The 14,158-nt window shown below is 63.2% G+C and carries 15 protein-coding genes and 2 pseudogenes; 14 read left to right on the top strand and 3 right to left on the bottom strand.

All coding sequences use genetic code 11. From position 1 onward, the window contains the following. Positions 1-21: 21 nt before the first annotated feature. The 8 genes from uvrB to FJ978_RS09275 all read left to right on the top strand — a co-directional run bounded on the left by uvrB (position 22) and on the right by FJ978_RS09275 (position 8,419). A complete protein-coding gene (gene uvrB / locus FJ978_RS09310; RefSeq protein WP_140571920.1) occupies positions 22-3,192 on the top strand; it encodes an excinuclease ABC subunit UvrB in 3,171 nt (1,056 codons plus the stop codon). 309 nt (positions 3,193-3,501) lie between these two features. Further along, positions 3,502-4,407, top strand: a complete 906-nt coding sequence (locus FJ978_RS09305) for a DMT family transporter (protein WP_140571918.1) — start codon at positions 3,502-3,504, stop codon at positions 4,405-4,407. A gap of 321 nt (positions 4,408-4,728) precedes the next feature. Then, positions 4,729-6,255, top strand: a complete 1,527-nt coding sequence (locus FJ978_RS09300) for an ABC-F family ATP-binding cassette domain-containing protein (RefSeq protein WP_140571916.1) — start codon at positions 4,729-4,731, stop codon at positions 6,253-6,255. Positions 6,256-6,372: 117 nt separating this feature from the next. Next, positions 6,373-6,654: a type II toxin-antitoxin system RelE/ParE family toxin gene (locus FJ978_RS09295; RefSeq protein WP_023768796.1), complete on the top strand. Its 282-nt coding sequence runs from the start codon at positions 6,373-6,375 to the stop codon at positions 6,652-6,654. Between the two features lie 14 nt (positions 6,655-6,668). Beyond that, entirely contained in the window at positions 6,669-6,968 is a 300-nt protein-coding gene (locus FJ978_RS09290) for a HigA family addiction module antitoxin (protein ID WP_140571914.1), read from the top strand. Between the two features lie 133 nt (positions 6,969-7,101). Further along, complete coding sequence (locus FJ978_RS09285) at positions 7,102-7,284, top strand: hypothetical protein (protein WP_140571912.1); 183 nt, start codon at positions 7,102-7,104, stop codon at positions 7,282-7,284. A gap of 160 nt (positions 7,285-7,444) precedes the next feature. Beyond that, complete coding sequence (locus tag FJ978_RS09280) at positions 7,445-7,867, top strand: glyoxalase/bleomycin resistance/extradiol dioxygenase family protein (RefSeq protein ID WP_140571910.1); 423 nt, start codon at positions 7,445-7,447, stop codon at positions 7,865-7,867. 198 nt (positions 7,868-8,065) lie between these two features. Beyond that, positions 8,066-8,419 carry a DUF1428 domain-containing protein gene (locus FJ978_RS09275; protein ID WP_013893519.1) on the top strand — a complete coding sequence of 118 codons (354 nt, stop codon included), beginning with the start codon at positions 8,066-8,068 and terminating at the stop codon, positions 8,417-8,419. 35 nt (positions 8,420-8,454) lie between these two features. Here the strand turns inward: FJ978_RS09275 and FJ978_RS09270 are convergent, their stop codons facing one another. Next, positions 8,455-10,092, bottom strand: coding sequence for a tetratricopeptide repeat-containing sulfotransferase family protein (locus tag FJ978_RS09270; RefSeq protein WP_140571908.1), 1,638 nt, complete (start codon positions 10,090-10,092; stop codon positions 8,455-8,457). 184 nt (positions 10,093-10,276) lie between these two features. Beyond that, positions 10,277-10,501, bottom strand: coding sequence for a hypothetical protein (locus FJ978_RS09265; RefSeq protein WP_140571906.1), 225 nt, complete (start codon positions 10,499-10,501; stop codon positions 10,277-10,279). Positions 10,502-10,829: 328 nt separating this feature from the next. Between FJ978_RS09265 and FJ978_RS09260 the strand changes: the two genes are divergently transcribed. The 6 genes and pseudogenes from FJ978_RS09260 (at position 10,830) to FJ978_RS09240 (ending at position 13,945) form a co-directional block, all read left to right on the top strand. After that, positions 10,830-11,036: a cold-shock protein gene (locus FJ978_RS09260; RefSeq protein ID WP_140571904.1), complete on the top strand. Its 207-nt coding sequence runs from the start codon at positions 10,830-10,832 to the stop codon at positions 11,034-11,036. A gap of 188 nt (positions 11,037-11,224) precedes the next feature. Further along, positions 11,225-11,489: pseudogene (locus FJ978_RS09255) on the top strand (hypothetical protein). Then, positions 11,486-11,752, top strand: coding sequence for a hypothetical protein (locus FJ978_RS09250; RefSeq protein WP_140571902.1), 267 nt, complete (start codon positions 11,486-11,488; stop codon positions 11,750-11,752). The pseudogene FJ978_RS09255 and the gene FJ978_RS09250 overlap by 4 nt, the downstream one beginning before the upstream one ends. 44 nt (positions 11,753-11,796) lie before the next feature. After that, a complete protein-coding gene (locus tag FJ978_RS32755) occupies positions 11,797-11,934 on the top strand; it encodes a hypothetical protein (protein ID WP_013893513.1) in 138 nt (45 codons plus the stop codon). A 91-nt stretch (positions 11,935-12,025) separates the two neighbouring features. Then, positions 12,026-12,244, top strand: a complete 219-nt coding sequence (locus FJ978_RS09245) for a hypothetical protein (protein ID WP_023768805.1) — start codon at positions 12,026-12,028, stop codon at positions 12,242-12,244. A gap of 135 nt (positions 12,245-12,379) precedes the next feature. Beyond that, positions 12,380-13,945, top strand: coding sequence for an EAL domain-containing protein (locus FJ978_RS09240; protein ID WP_140571900.1), 1,566 nt, complete (start codon positions 12,380-12,382; stop codon positions 13,943-13,945). A gap of 63 nt (positions 13,946-14,008) precedes the next feature. Here FJ978_RS09240 and FJ978_RS33120 read toward each other — a convergent pair. Then, positions 14,009-14,158, bottom strand: a pseudogene (locus FJ978_RS33120) (peptidase); the annotation flags it as partial.

Raw genomic sequence — 14,158 nt, 5'->3', positions numbered from 1 at the left:
AAGACCTCCCATATTCGGGACATGGCCAGATCCCCCGACAAGAAAACGCCGCCGACGGCGAATGACGACCGCGCCGCGCCCAAGCGGCGCAGTCCGCTGACCGATTTCCTCGACGCCTCCGAACCGCTGCACAAAGGCGGCTTCGCCGAGATGCCGCAACCCGAACTGTCGGGCACGCCGCTGACCGGTTCGATCGCCGACTGGGCCGAGCAGATCGAGCAGGAGGCGGAGAAAGAAGGGCGTCAGGCCGGCAAGGGCGACGGCGGCAAATCGCCGAAGCCGTCGAAGAAGATTCCCGAACGCTCCGCCGCCCCGGGACGCACGGCGCGCGGCACCTCGATGGGCGGCGCGGCCACCGCCCGCGAGCGCACCGCCGCCGGCCTCAATCCCGTCGCCGGCCTCGACGTCTCGCTGGAAGAGGCCGAGACGATGACCTCGAGCGGCGTCACCGCGACGGTGGCCGCCCTCTCCGCATTGATCGAATCCGGCAATCCGCTGCACAAGGACGGCGTGCTGTGGACACCGCACCGCCCTGCCCGGCCGGAAAAATCCGAAGGCGGCATCGCCATCAAGATGGTGTCGGACTTCGAGCCGGCCGGCGACCAGCCGACCGCCATCAAGGACCTTGTCGAAGGCATCGACAACAACGACCGCACCCAGGTGCTGCTCGGCGTTACCGGCTCTGGCAAGACCTTCACCATGGCCAAGGTGATCGAGGAGACGCAGCGCCCCGCTTTGATCCTGGCGCCGAACAAGACGCTTGCCGCGCAGCTCTATTCCGAGTTCAAGAAATTCTTCCCCGACAACGCGGTGGAGTATTTCGTCTCTTACTACGACTATTACCAGCCGGAAGCCTACGTCCCGCGCACCGACACCTTCATCGAGAAGGAGTCCTCGATCAACGAGCAGATCGACCGCATGCGCCATTCGGCGACGCGCTCGCTGCTCGAGCGCGACGACGTCATCATCGTCGCCTCGGTGTCCTGCATCTACGGTATCGGCTCGGTCGAGACCTATACGGCAATGACCTTCCAGATGCAGATCGGCGACCGGCTCGACCAGCGCGCGCTGCTCGCCGACCTCGTCGCCCAGCAATACAAGCGCCAGGACATCAACTTCGTCCGCGGCTCGTTCCGTGTGCGTGGCGACACGATCGAGATCTTCCCGGCCCACCTGGAAGACCGCGCCTGGCGCATCTCGATGTTCGGCGACGAGATCGAGCAGATCACCGAGTTCGACCCGTTGACCGGCCAGAAGACCGGCGAACTGAAAAGCGTCAAGATCTACGCCAATTCGCACTATGTGACGCCGCGCCCGACGCTGAACCAGGCGATCAAGTCGATCAAGGAAGAGCTCAAGCAGCGTCTGGTCGAACTCGAGCGGGCCGGCCGCCTGCTGGAGGCGCAGCGGCTGGAACAGCGCTGCCGCTTCGACCTCGAAATGCTGGAAGCCACCGGCTCCTGCGCCGGCATCGAGAACTATTCGCGCTATCTCACCGGCCGCCAGCCCGGCGATCCGCCGCCGACCTTGTTCGAATACATTCCCGACAATGCGCTGGTCTTCATCGACGAAAGCCACGTCACCGTTCCGCAGATCGGCGGCATGTATCGGGGCGACTTCAGGCGCAAGGCGACGCTGGCCGAATACGGCTTCCGCCTGCCGTCCTGCATGGACAACCGGCCGCTGCGTTTCGAGGAATGGGACGCCATGCGCCCGCTGTCCGTCGCGGTCTCGGCAACGCCGGGCGGCTGGGAGATGGAGCAGGCCGGCGGCGTCTTCGCCGAGCAGGTCATCCGCCCGACCGGCCTCATCGACCCGCCGGTCGAAGTGCGCCCGGCCAAAAGCCAGGTCGACGATGTCGTCGGCGAGATCCGCGAGACCACCAAGGCCGGCTACCGCACGCTGGTCACCGTGCTGACCAAGCGCATGGCCGAGGACCTGACCGAATACCTGCATGAGCAGGGCGTCCGCGTGCGCTACATGCACTCCGACATCGATACGCTGGAACGCATCGAGATCCTGCGCGATTTGCGCCTCGGCGCCTTCGACGTGCTGGTCGGCATCAACCTTCTGCGCGAGGGCCTCGATATTCCCGAATGCGGCTTCGTCGCCATCCTCGATGCCGACAAGGAAGGGTTCCTGCGCTCCGAGACGTCGCTGATCCAGACCATCGGCCGCGCTGCCCGCAATGTCGACGGCAAGGTCATTCTCTACGCCGACCAGGTCACCGGCTCGATGGAAAGGGCGATGGCCGAAACCAACCGCCGCCGCGAAAAGCAGATGGAATGGAACGCGGCCAACGGCATCACGCCCGAATCGGTCAAGTCGCGCATCTCCGACATTCTGGATTCGGTCTACGAGAAGGACCACGTCCGCGCCGACATCTCGCAGTTCACCGACAGCGCCGGCGCCATGATGGGCAACAACCTCAAGGCCCATCTCGACGCCATGGACAAGCAGATGCGCGACGCCGCCGCCAACCTCGATTTCGAGAAGGCAGCCCGCATCCGCGACGAGATCAAGCGGCTGCGCGAGATGGAACTGTCGATTTCCGACGATCCGCTGGCGCGCGAGGTGGAAGGCCAAAGTCCCGCCTCGGGCCGCGAAAAGGGCAAGCACAACAAGGGCGTGGCCAAACATCGTACGGCGGAGGAACAGGAGCGTTTCCGCAAATTCGAAGAAGCGCGTGCCGCCGAAGAGGCGGCCAAGGCTGCCCGGCCCAACCTCTTCCGCAAGCCTGATCTCGACGAGATGGGCGCCGACGGCGCTGTCCCGGTGAAGAAGCCGCTGTTTGCCAAACCCTCGATCGACGACATGGGCCCGGGCACAGACATGCCGACGCCGGCAGGTGCCGTGTCGCGCTCGCTGTTCAAGAAACAGTCAGCATCCGAGGCACACGGCTCCGACTTCGGCATTCCAGGCGAAGCCACCAAGCCGCTGTTCAAGAAGAACTCGCTCGACGAGATGACGGTGCGGCGCACGGAAAAGCCGGTCGAAGGAAAAGTGCCCGCCAAGCCGCAGCCAATCCCCCCCCAACCGGGGGAGATGCCCGGCAGGGCCGAGGGGGGCGCGAAGGATCGCGACGACAAACCAATCATTCGCCAGCGCGCCGGCATCGGTTCGTATGAGGATCCAGGCGACGCCCGCCGAGAGAAGCGCCGGCCGGGCAAGACAGGTCGGCCGGGACGGTAGCTGCCGCTTCCTTCCCCCCCTGTGGGAGAAGGTGGATCGGCGCGCAGCGCCGAGACGGTTGAGGGGTGTTCCAGCGGAGTGAGACGTTGGTATTCCCTGGAGCAAAAATCCACCCGCAAGCCACGTCGTCTGAGCTAATGGTTGCGCTTCTCCCACAGTGGGAGAAGGGAAAGCGCTCCGCTCCTAACGTCCCGCTTCGCCCAGCCGCAACCACCTCTGGACCATGAGCCATTCCTTGCCGCCGAGCGGCGGAAACGATACGCACGGCTGCAATTCCGCCTCTCCACGCAACATTCCGCCGGCCCACCCATGAAACCCAGGGATATCGCCGCCTACATCTTCCTGGCCATCACCTGGGGCCTGTCCTTCCTTGTCCTGCTCAAGGTTGTGCATGCCTTCGGCTGGGTCGGTGCGGTCACCTTGCGCGCGCTGATCGCCGGCATCACGGTTTTCCTGCTCGCGGCGGCGACGCGGCGACGGCTCGATTTCAGCGCCGGCTGGCAGCACTTCGCCGTGGTTGGCGCGACGACGGTCGCGGCGCAACTGATCGGCCTGTCCTACGCCACCCCACGCATCGGCACCGCGATGGCGGCGATCCTTGTTGCCGCGATCCCGCTGTTCTCGATGATCCTCGGCCAATTGTGGGGGCTTGAACGCATCACTGTTCGCGGACTGGCCGGCCTGCTGCTCGGCGCCGCCGGCATCACCGTGCTGGTCGGCTTTCCCGCCGTCCCGATCACGGCACCCTTCGCGTTCGGCTGCGCCGCCTCGCTGTTCAGCTCCTTCTCCGCCGCCTTCGGCAGCAACTACGCCAACCGCCACCTGCGCGCGGCGGGCTCGTTCGAGCTCACCGGCGCCGCTTTTCTGTTCGGCGGCCTGATGACGCTGCCGCTGCTGCTGGCAGTACCGGTGCCAGCCATGCCACGCCCCGTCGACTTCCTCTACCTCGCCTTTCTCGCCTGCGTGATGAGCGCGCTGACCTACATCGTCTATTTCCGGCTGGTTGCCAGCATCGGCGCCACCAGGACGATCAGCGTCGAATTCGCCGTGACCACGATAGCTGTGCTGGCCGGAACGCTTCTGCTCGGCGAGCAGCTGACCGTCGTCCAGGGCTTCGGCGCGACGGCGATCATCGGCGGCTGCATACTGGTGCTGGACCCGTTCCCGCGCCAGACGGAAGCGGCCGTCTTGCCATCGGCCCAACCTTTGGTGTAATCGCCTCTAGCATGATCCCGAAAAGTGGAATCCGGTTTTCGGGCAAGATCATGCTTTAACAAGAGAACAGAACCTTGGGCTCTGTACTCGAACGTCTCGAAAGGAGGGCTCACGTGTTCACGTTTCATCGTCACCATCGTCAGCGTGGCCCGATTTCTGCCCTGCGAGCTTGCTTGCAGGGCTGACCAGGGACGGTCCGGGTTTTTCCCGCTTCGATTTTTTGGTCTGCCCTTCGTGGTGCTGCAATGCCGAGCCTGATGGCCAGCAAGCGCACCGTCAAAGTGCACTGAGCCGGACACCGGCAAGACCAGAGAAATCATAATGGCCCTGATCAGCCTCAAATCCCTCGGCGTCGCCATGAGTGCGCCGCTGTTTTCCAATCTCGACCTCACCATCGGCACTGGCGACCGGCTCGGCATCGTCGCCGCCAACGGTCGCGGCAAGTCGACCTTGCTCAAATGCCTGACCGGCGAGATCGAGCCGACGTCGGGCGACATCACCCGCACGCGCGGCCTGCGCGTCGGCCATGTCGAACAGTCCGTTGCCCCTGCCTTGCTCGGCCGCACCTTCCATCAGGTGGTGGCCGACGCCCTGCCGCCCGAGCAGGCCGACAGCGAGATGTGGCGCGTCGATGTGGTGCTGGATTCGCTTGATGTGCCGGAGGCAATGCGCGAGCGAGAAATGCGCGCGCTGAGCGGCGGCTGGCAGAGGCTGGCGCTGATCGCCCGCGTCTGGGTCACCGATCCGGATATGCTCTTGCTCGACGAGCCGACCAACCATCTCGACCTCGCCCGCATCAGCCAGTTGGAGAGCTGGATGAACGCGCTGCCGCGCGAGGTGCCTGTCGTCATCGCCAGCCATGACCGCGCCTTTCTCGACGCCACCACCAACCGCACCCTGTTCCTGCGCCCGGAACAGTCGCCGGTATTTGCGCTGCCCTACTCCCGCGCCCGGCAGGCGCTCGACGAGGTCGACGCCTCGACCGAGCGCAAGTTCCAACGCGACATGAAGGTGGCGCAGCAACTGCGCCGCCAGGCCGCCAAGCTCAACAACATCGGCATCAATTCGGGCAGCGATCTTTTGATGGTCAAGACCAAGCAGCTCAACCAGCGGGCGGAAAGACTGGAAGAAGCAGCGAATCCGGCGCATCGCGAGAGATCGGCCGGCGCGATCAAGCTCGCCAATCGCGGCACGCACGCCAAAGTGCTGATCACGCTCGACGACGCGGCGGTTGAAACGCCCGACGGCACGCTGCTGTTCAAAACCGGCAAGCGTCACATCTGCCAGGGGGACCGCATCGTGCTGCTCGGCCGCAATGGCGTCGGCAAGTCGCGCTTCGTCACCCTGATCCGCAACGCCATCCTCGAGCCGGACACCGTTCAGAATGTGAAGGTGACGCCGTCGACGGTGCTTGGCTACAGCGACCAGGCGCTGTCGGGCATCAGCGGCGACGACACGCCGCTGGCCATGGTCTCTCGCCGCCACGATGTCGGCGAGCAACGCGCCCGCTCGCTGCTTGCCGGCGCCGGCGTGGTTATCGAGATGCAGGAGAAGAAGATCGGCGTGTTGTCCGGCGGCCAGAAGGCACGGCTGATGATGCTGGCGCTCAGGCTCGCCAACCCCAACTTCTATTTGCTCGACGAGCCGACCAACCATCTCGACATCGACGGCCAGGAAGCGCTGGAGGAGGAATTGCTCAAGCACCAGGCAAGCTGCGTGCTCGCCTCGCACGACCGCTCCTTCATCCGCGCCATCGGCAACCGCTTCTGGCTGATCGAGAAGCGGAAGCTGACCGAGGTGGAAGACCCGGAGGACTTTTTCCGCGAGGTGGCTGAAGTCACCGGTTGAGCGGAGAAACAGAACTCCGGCCTGCCGTCGGCAGGTCGGAGGTTCGTATCATTCCATGAGACGTACCGTTGACTCCCGAAACGTATCATGCGATGGTACGTCCATTGGATTCGACAAATGATACGCTCGTTCAAGGACAAGACCAGCGAGGCCGTTTCGAACGGCAAGTCCCCAAAGGGCTTCCCATCGGACCTTGTCCGATCAGCCCAACGGAAACTGTTCATGATCGACAACGCGACCGAGTTGTCGGACTTGAAGACGCCCCCAGGCAACCGGCTTGAGTCCCTGAAAGGCAACCGTGCCGGTCAGCACTCGATCCGCATCAACGATCAGTTTCGCATCTGCTTTCGCTGGGTGGACGGACAAGCCGAGGACGTCGAGATAACCGACTACCATTGAAGGACAGGTGTCAAATGCTGAACATCAACCCGCCTATCCATCCCGGAGAAATCCTTCGCGAGGAATACCTCGTCCCGCTTGGCTTGAAGCCGTATACGCTGGCCAAGAAGCTGCATGTGCCACGCACACGCATCGAGCGCCTGGCCGGAGAGACGACACCGGTAACGCCCGACACCGCCCTGCGCCTTGCGAAGTTTTTCGGAACCACGCCGCAGTTCTGGATGAACATGCAGGCGAGTTACGATCTTGCCATGGAGGGAGAGGCCAAGAAAGCCGATCTCGAAACGATCGAACGTTTGGAGACCGCTGCTTAAGGTAAATAGCGCCAGAACAGCCGGTCTCAAGCTGCTCGAAAAAGATTCAAGAGCTCTGTCGGATTGCCTGAACCTGCCTCGTCCTTGGGATGCCGGCACGATGATGCCGGCGTCAACCCAGGGAGAATGCATCATGTCCGTCCTTTCATCCATCGGTCGCATCGCAACCCAATATGCGGCGGCGCGTGCCCGCCACCGCAGCGAACGCATCCTGCTCTCGCTGCCGGCCGAACTGCGCAAGGATATCGGCTTTCCGGAAATCCTGGATGCGCGAGACAGCCGTCGCGCGGCGACCTTCTCGGCCAAGATCATATGACCGCGACGAACCGGCCCATGTGCCTGTCGTTCAAACCCTCCGGTTGCCCGGCCTGTCCGGGCCCCGCCTGCGAAAAAAATTTCGCCGCCATGTAGGATAGCCGTCGTCGCGTGCGTCCTTGGATTGGCAAAGCCAAGCCAAGCGCAAAGAGGAGCAAGAGATGACCGACCAGACCCCCGTTCAGCCCAGGGCAGAAGTGCTCGGCGGATTGACCCCCTATCTGCAGGTGGACGGCGCCTTCAAGGCTGCCGAATTCTACAAGACGGCCTTTGGCGCCGAGCAGGTCTTTGCCTATCCAGCCGACGAGCAGGGCCGCACCATGCATATCCATCTCCACATCAACGGCTCGACGCTGATGCTTTGCGACGCCTATCCCGAACACGGCCATCCGCATCAGAAGGCGCAGGGCTACACTCTGCAGCTCCATCTCGGCGATGGCGATATCGACACCTGGTGGCAGCGCGCCGTCGATGCCGGCTGTGAGGTGGTCACGCCACTGCAGGTGATGTTCTGGGGCGACCGCTGGGGTCAGCTCAACGATCCGTTCGGCATCGCTTGGGCCATGAATGCGCCGGTGAAATAAGGCGGAAGCTTTCACCTCTCCCCTTGTGGGAGAGGTCGGATTGCCCCGAATTGCCTTTCGCAATTCGGTTGGCAATCCGGGTGAGGGGTAACTTGGCGCCAAGCTGGAACACCCCCTCATCCGTCTCGGCGCTGCGCGCCGATCCACCTTCTCCCACAAGGGGGAGAAGGAAGAACCCCACCAATGAGGAGTTCCACCATGTCCTATGTCGATGGTTTCGTGCTTGCCGTGCCTAAGGCCAAACTTGACGACTACAAGAAGCTCGCCAACCTCGCAGGCCCGATATGGATGGAACACGGCGCGCTGGCCTATGTCGAATGTATCGGCGACGACGTGCCCTATGGCGAGCTGACCTCGTTCCCGCGTGCCGTCCAGGCCAAGGACGACGAGGTCGTCATCTTCTCCTGGGCCGTTTACGAATCCAGGCAGAGCCGCGATGCGGTCATGGCCAAGGTGATGGCCGATCCGCGCCTGCAATCCGACTGGTCGACCATGCCGTTCGACGGCAAGCGCATGATCTTCGGCGGCTTCCAGCCGTTCATGGAGCTTTGAGCAGCTGGCGCAACTGAGCGCCTGTTGCCAATCTGTTACCCGCCGAGCTTATCCAGCAGCGGCTTCAGCCTGTCGCCATAGCGCTTCCACAGGTCGACCGAGCCCTGGTACATCGGCTGGCGCACTTGCGCGGCCGATGCGGTGCGCACAGGCCGGTCCGTCTGGTGGAACGACAGCACGGCATCGTCCCATGGCAGTCCGAGATGGTCGATGAGCGCCCGGCTCTGCCCTTCCTGGTCGGCGACGAAATCCTCGTAGCGCACGTCGTGCACGACACCCGGCAGCACACTGTGCCAATGCGCCATGATGTCGGTGTAGAGATTGTGGAAGTCGGCGAGTTCGCCGAGATCATAGCCGTAGCGATGGCTGTCGCCGCGGAAATGCACCTTGTAGATCGACAGGCAGGTCGCCGCCGCATCGCGGGCGCAATGGATGATCCTGGCCTTCGGCATCATCATGTGGATGAAGCCGACGAGCAGGAAGTTGCCCGGCATCTTGTCGGTGACATGGCGCATATGCGGGAACCGGGCGTGCAGCATGTCGAGATAGGCCCGGCCTGCCTCGGCGAAATCGGCGTCGTCCGTTTCCGCCACGCCCCAGGGGAAGCCGCCCGGCATCGTTGCCGGGAACTGTTTGCCGACCGCCTTCTTCAGGATGCTGAGCTCGCCCGCGCCATAGACCTGCGGATGGCTGGCGATGATCTGCTCGACCAGCGTCGTACCCGAACGCGGCATGCCGACGATGAAGATCGGCGCGTCATCGGTGATCGGGCTCGGCTTGTGCCTTTCGAAGAAGCCGGCATCGAACACCGTCTTCATCGCCTCGAATTCCGCGCGCGTCCTGACGGGATCATAGTCGATCCCCTTGCGGCGAATGGCATTGCCTTCGGCGAAATAGTCGAAGGCTCTGTCGTAGTCCTTCAGATCGTCATTGGCCTTGCCGAGTCCGAAGGACAGCTGCATGCGTGCCAGGCTGCCCTGCGGCGCCTTGGCATGCTGGGCTTCCATGCCGGCCAATTCGGCGTCGCGCTCCTTCTGGCGCTTGACCTGCGCCAGCATCAGCCAGGCCGTGGCCATGCCGGGATTGACCGCCAACGCCTGCCGGAACAGATCGGCCGCTTCGTCGAGCTTGCCCTTTTCCATCAACCCGACGCCGAGCCCGTGCAACAGATCGGCATCCTTGGGGCGGATGGTCAGTGCCTCCTGGAAAACCGCCAGCGCCTCGTCCAGCCGCCCGGCCTCCTGCAGCGTGTCGGCAAGCCCGATGCGGGCGCGCACATGAAACGGGTTGCGTGCGACCGTGCCACGATAGATCTCTTCGGCCTCATCGAACTGGCCGACCTGCTTCAGCGACGAACCGAGATTGTCGCGCGCAGCGAGCTGGTCCGGCCGCAGATCCACCGCGCCACGGAAGAAATCGATGGCCGCGGCAGGGCGGCCGAGATCGCGCATCACCGTGCCGAAATTGTTGAGGAAGTCGGGATTCGTCGGCTGCAACTGCACCGATTGTTCGATGAGATCCAGCCCTTCGTCGCTGCGCCCGGTCTGGTGCAGCAGCAATCCCAGGAAATGCGCCGCGGCCGCGTGCTTGGGCTGACGCGCCAGCACCTGCCGGTAGATCGCCTCGGCTTCCTGACGGCGCCCGGCCTGATGCAGTTGCAGCGCCTGCTGCACATACTGGTCGAGCCCCAGCGGCGGCTGTCCCCCAGCGCCAGACCTCGCTCCCGCACCCGCCGCTCTTCTCTGATCTCTGTTGATGGGAAACCTGCCGTGTTTGTCCGCCTGCCGCGATCTAAGCCATTGGCGCGGCAGGTTCAAGGCTTTGCTTGGTTCCCAGCCCTATCCGTCGTGAGGGCGATCAGATCAGGCGATTGGTCTCGGCAACCTGCCTGGCCCGCCTCACGGTGCCATCGGTGTCGGCGATCGTTCGCCGTGCCGCCTCATCGCTTCTGATGGTCAGCCGTGCCGACTTGACGATCATCGGCTGGCCGGTGGGGCCGACAGCAATGGCATGTATGGCGGTCGGCTTGATGATCGGATTGACCGCCGCGGTCTTTCCCCTTGAGCTTCTTGTGTAAATCATGGATTTGTCCTCGTTCCGTAGTAAATAAAAATACATGAGCCCGGGAAATATCCCCGTGCACCGTCAGAATTTTTTGAAATATTTTGCAACCATAGCAGAATTATATTGGTATTTATAGCGATCTATTTTTTACCGAAGGCGGGCGGATTTCATGAATCATCTTGAAGACGCCACCCAGCCGATCTATATATAACAGGCATCGTTTGGGCCAGAATTGGCATCTCGCGGCGTCAGAGGTTCTCGACCCGCCAATCTCATGCCAAATCATCGATACCGGGCGCGCGGCACATTGGCCGTGCGACGATTTCTCAATCCTTGAAAGACATCCATGAACACCGGAACCGTGAAATTCTACAATAGCCAGAAGGGCTTTGGCTTCATTCAGCCGGCCGACGGCGGCAAGGACGTTTTCGTCCATGTCAGCGCATTGGAGCGCGCCGGTTTCCCGGGTCTCGCCGAAGGCCAGAAGCTGCAATTCGAGTTGGAGCGTGACGCCAAGGGCCGCGAATCGGCCGCCAATTTGCAACTAATCTGATCCGGCCGAATTCGATGAACGCTGACCACGGATGTACTGGCAGCTCTCGAAAGCGGCTTATTTCCAGCGATTGCCGGAAATAGGAAAGCGGGGCTCGTCCCCGCTTTTTTGCTTTCCGGATCGCCGTTTCGCATGCGCCCCCCAAGGGCGTAAAAATATCAAGGCGTAAAACTATCAAGGGCAGGACAATGCCGGACCGCACCACCCGTTCCATCGCCCATTTCACCGCACCGTTCGTGCTCGGCGGGCTGGAGGGCCAATTGCCGGCTGGCGAGTACGACACACGACGAAGAGCTGGTCGAGGGCATGTCGCGGCTTGCCTGGCGCCGAGTCGCCACCTTCATCCATTTGCCGGCAAGGGCGGTGAAGAACCCGCCCACCAGCCAGCTCGTCGCCATCGATTACCTGGACCTCGAAACAGCGCTGAAGCGCGACCGGGAGAATGCAGCATGATCCGTTTCCAGCAGAATGCGCGGCCGCGCAACGACACCCCCTCGCATCTCTTTGCGGTCGGCCAGACCGTGCGCATGAAAGGCCGTGGCGGCCTTCTCCTCAAGACCGCGGACCTGTTCGAAATCAAGAGCAGGTTGCCGGTCAAGGACGGTTCCCCGCAATACCGCATCCGCAGCGAACACGAGACCCATGAGCGGGTCACCACGGAAGACAATCTCGAACCGGCCGACAATCCGATTGTTGCCAGCAATCCGATTGTCTGAGACCGCGCCAAACGCCAAACCAACACGCATGAGGAGCAGCCAAGATGGCCAAAGGTCAGCAGCGAAGCAATCGCGAAACGCGCAAGCCGAAGAAGGACAAGGTGGTGGCCAAGCCCGCCTCCCCGTTCGGCTCGTCGGTCAAGCAGGCGGAGAACGGCCTGAAGCCGAAGTCCAAGGGCTGACAAACAAGGGGGCGCCTCGTGTGCCCCTCTCCGTCTTCTGTTAAGGCGACGGACCCAACAGGCCCATGCAACGCTTGCCACGGAGGCTTGCTTGAACTTCGTTATCGAGTTCTACCGGTCGCGTGACGCCGAGGAAGCGACGCTCGACAGAGTGTCGCTGGAAGCGCCGACCTTACGCGCCGCGCTGCAGGGCGCCACCGCGCTGTTCCACAGCCTGGCCATGCCGCAAATCCCCGATCGCCTGCGCATTTCCGATGAAAACGGCAGCGAACTTTATGCCGGGCCGGCCGATGGAACCTATCCGGCCTAGACGAGAAGCATTTGCTGCATGACCCCATTAAAGTTGACGTAAGGACGAGGCCATAAGATCCGCCTGAACGCGGCCGCCAATCGGGGCCGAGGCAGTGGGCGGCCCGGCGCGATCGTGGGCCAAGGCAGGAGGCACATGGACAGGTCTCGCATCATCGTGACGGCGGTGGTGCTGGCCTTGCTCGGCGCCATCGTGCCCATCGCGGCGATGTTTCACCTTTCATGGACCCAGGCAGTCGAAAACGAATACGAACGGCTGCACCAGTTCGCCAGCCGGGCCATCGCCAGGGCTGACATGTCGCTCGATGAGGCGAACGATGCGTTGCGGCAGGTCGACCGGTTCAGCGGCATCCCCTGTTCGGCGGAGCACATAGCCCGCATGCGGCAACTTACCATCAACACGCGCACCATCGAGGAAATGGGCTATTTTGAAAATGGCCTGCTCAAATGCTCGTCGTGGGGACCGACCGAGGGCCGCGTCGCGCGTTCCAGGCCGGACTTCATCACCAGTGACGGCATCGCCGTAACCGCCCGCATGCAGCCGGTGATGAGCGTGGGCCATACGCTGATGGCGCTGCAGTTCAAGCACCACAACGCCCTGGTCGATCCGGTGCGCTTTGCCGACGTCGTCGTTGATCCCGGTGTCCAGCTCGCTTTGACGACGAAAACCGGCATCGTGCTCGGCACGCTGAACGGCCCCGACCCGGCACGGGTTGAAAAGATCGTCGCCGGTCCTGAGGAAGGCATCGACGACGGCCTTTTGTTTGCCACCGCGCGCGGCACCGGCTGGATCGCCCTCGCCACCGAACCGGAAAGCCAGATTCTGGATAGCGTGCGCCGGCAGCAGCTTTTGCTGCTTCCGCTCGGCGCCTTCATTGCCGCCTTCATCATCGGCATGGTTGTCTGGTTCTCCCGAAGGCGGCTTTCACCCCTGGGAGAGTTGCAGATCGCCGTGCGCAAGCGCGAGTTCATCGTGCACTATCAGCCGATCGTCGACCTCAAGACCGGCAGGTGCGTCGGCGCCGAAGCGCTGGTGCGCTGGAAGCGGCCGGACGGCTCCCTGGCCCGGCCCGACCTTTTCATTCCGCTTGCCGAGGAGAGCGGCCTGATCACCGCCATTGCCGACCAGGTGATCGCGCTCGTCGTGTTCGACCTGAACAGCCTTCTGGTTGCCGACCGCTCCATTCACATCGCCATCAATCTCAGCGCGGCGGATGTCGGCACGGAGCGGGTTCTGCCAATTATCGCCAAAGCGCTGCAGCACACCGGGATCCAGCCGCAGCAAATCTGGCTCGAGGCGACCGAGCGCGGCTTCGTCGATATCGAGGCGGCTCGATCGGCGCTCGCCCGTGCCCGCGAACTTGGCCATGCGGTGGCGATCGACGACTTCGGCACCGGCTACTCCAGTCTCTCCCATCTCGAAGGCCTGCCGCTCGATGCCCTCAAGATCGATAAGGCGTTCATCGACACGATCAGCACGAATTCCGCCACCAGTTCGGTGACGCCGCACATCATCGACATGGCCAAGACGCTGAAGCTGACGATCGTCGCCGAAGGCGTCGAAACCCAGGCGCAGGCCGACTACCTCGTCGAACGCGGCGTCGAATATGGCCAAGGCTGGTTGTTTGCGAAGCCCATGCCCGCGGCCGAGTTCATTGCCTATTGCCGGCGGGCAGAGATACGGCCGCGTGGCGGCCGCTGAGCAGCCTGCGCCCTCTCCCGATCCATGGGCGCAAGCCTACGCTTTCAGCACGGCCCTATGTTTTCAGCACGGCCCGTCACCAACCACACGATAGTCCGCGGCGCGGGCTTCGCAGGCATTGGGGAAGCTGCGCATCTCGCCATGCCGGCGGGCGCAGACGGGGGCGTATTCGCGGGTGCAGGATGTCTGCTCTTCGCCACCGCCACCGCCACC

The organism is Mesorhizobium sp. B1-1-7 (assembly GCF_006442705.1).
GTDB classification, from domain to species: domain Bacteria; phylum Pseudomonadota; class Alphaproteobacteria; order Rhizobiales; family Rhizobiaceae; genus Mesorhizobium; species Mesorhizobium opportunistum.
Note: the sequence above shows the minus strand (reverse complement) of the source record. Positions and strands in the feature narration are given on the sequence as shown.

What these genes read in the sequence shown, in the direction of transcription:
- uvrB (WP_140571920.1), top strand. Translation starts at nt 22, where the DNA reads ATGGCCAGATCCCCCGACAAGAAAACGCCGCCGACGGCGAATGACGAC.
- FJ978_RS09305 (WP_140571918.1), top strand. Translation starts at nt 3,502, where the DNA reads ATGAAACCCAGGGATATCGCCGCCTACATCTTCCTGGCCATCACCTGG.
- FJ978_RS09300 (WP_140571916.1), top strand. Translation starts at nt 4,729, where the DNA reads ATGGCCCTGATCAGCCTCAAATCCCTCGGCGTCGCCATGAGTGCGCCG.
- FJ978_RS09295 (WP_023768796.1), top strand. Translation starts at nt 6,373, where the DNA reads ATGATACGCTCGTTCAAGGACAAGACCAGCGAGGCCGTTTCGAACGGC.
- FJ978_RS09290 (WP_140571914.1), top strand. Translation starts at nt 6,669, where the DNA reads ATGCTGAACATCAACCCGCCTATCCATCCCGGAGAAATCCTTCGCGAG.
- FJ978_RS09285 (WP_140571912.1), top strand. Translation starts at nt 7,102, where the DNA reads ATGTCCGTCCTTTCATCCATCGGTCGCATCGCAACCCAATATGCGGCG.
- FJ978_RS09280 (WP_140571910.1), top strand. Translation starts at nt 7,445, where the DNA reads ATGACCGACCAGACCCCCGTTCAGCCCAGGGCAGAAGTGCTCGGCGGA.
- FJ978_RS09275 (WP_013893519.1), top strand. Translation starts at nt 8,066, where the DNA reads ATGTCCTATGTCGATGGTTTCGTGCTTGCCGTGCCTAAGGCCAAACTT.
- FJ978_RS09265 (WP_140571906.1), bottom strand. Translation starts at nt 10,501, where the DNA reads ATGATTTACACAAGAAGCTCAAGGGGAAAGACCGCGGCGGTCAATCCG.
- FJ978_RS09260 (WP_140571904.1), top strand. Translation starts at nt 10,830, where the DNA reads ATGAACACCGGAACCGTGAAATTCTACAATAGCCAGAAGGGCTTTGGC.
- FJ978_RS09250 (WP_140571902.1), top strand. Translation starts at nt 11,486, where the DNA reads ATGATCCGTTTCCAGCAGAATGCGCGGCCGCGCAACGACACCCCCTCG.
- FJ978_RS32755 (WP_013893513.1), top strand. Translation starts at nt 11,797, where the DNA reads ATGGCCAAAGGTCAGCAGCGAAGCAATCGCGAAACGCGCAAGCCGAAG.
- FJ978_RS09240 (WP_140571900.1), top strand. Translation starts at nt 12,380, where the DNA reads ATGGACAGGTCTCGCATCATCGTGACGGCGGTGGTGCTGGCCTTGCTC.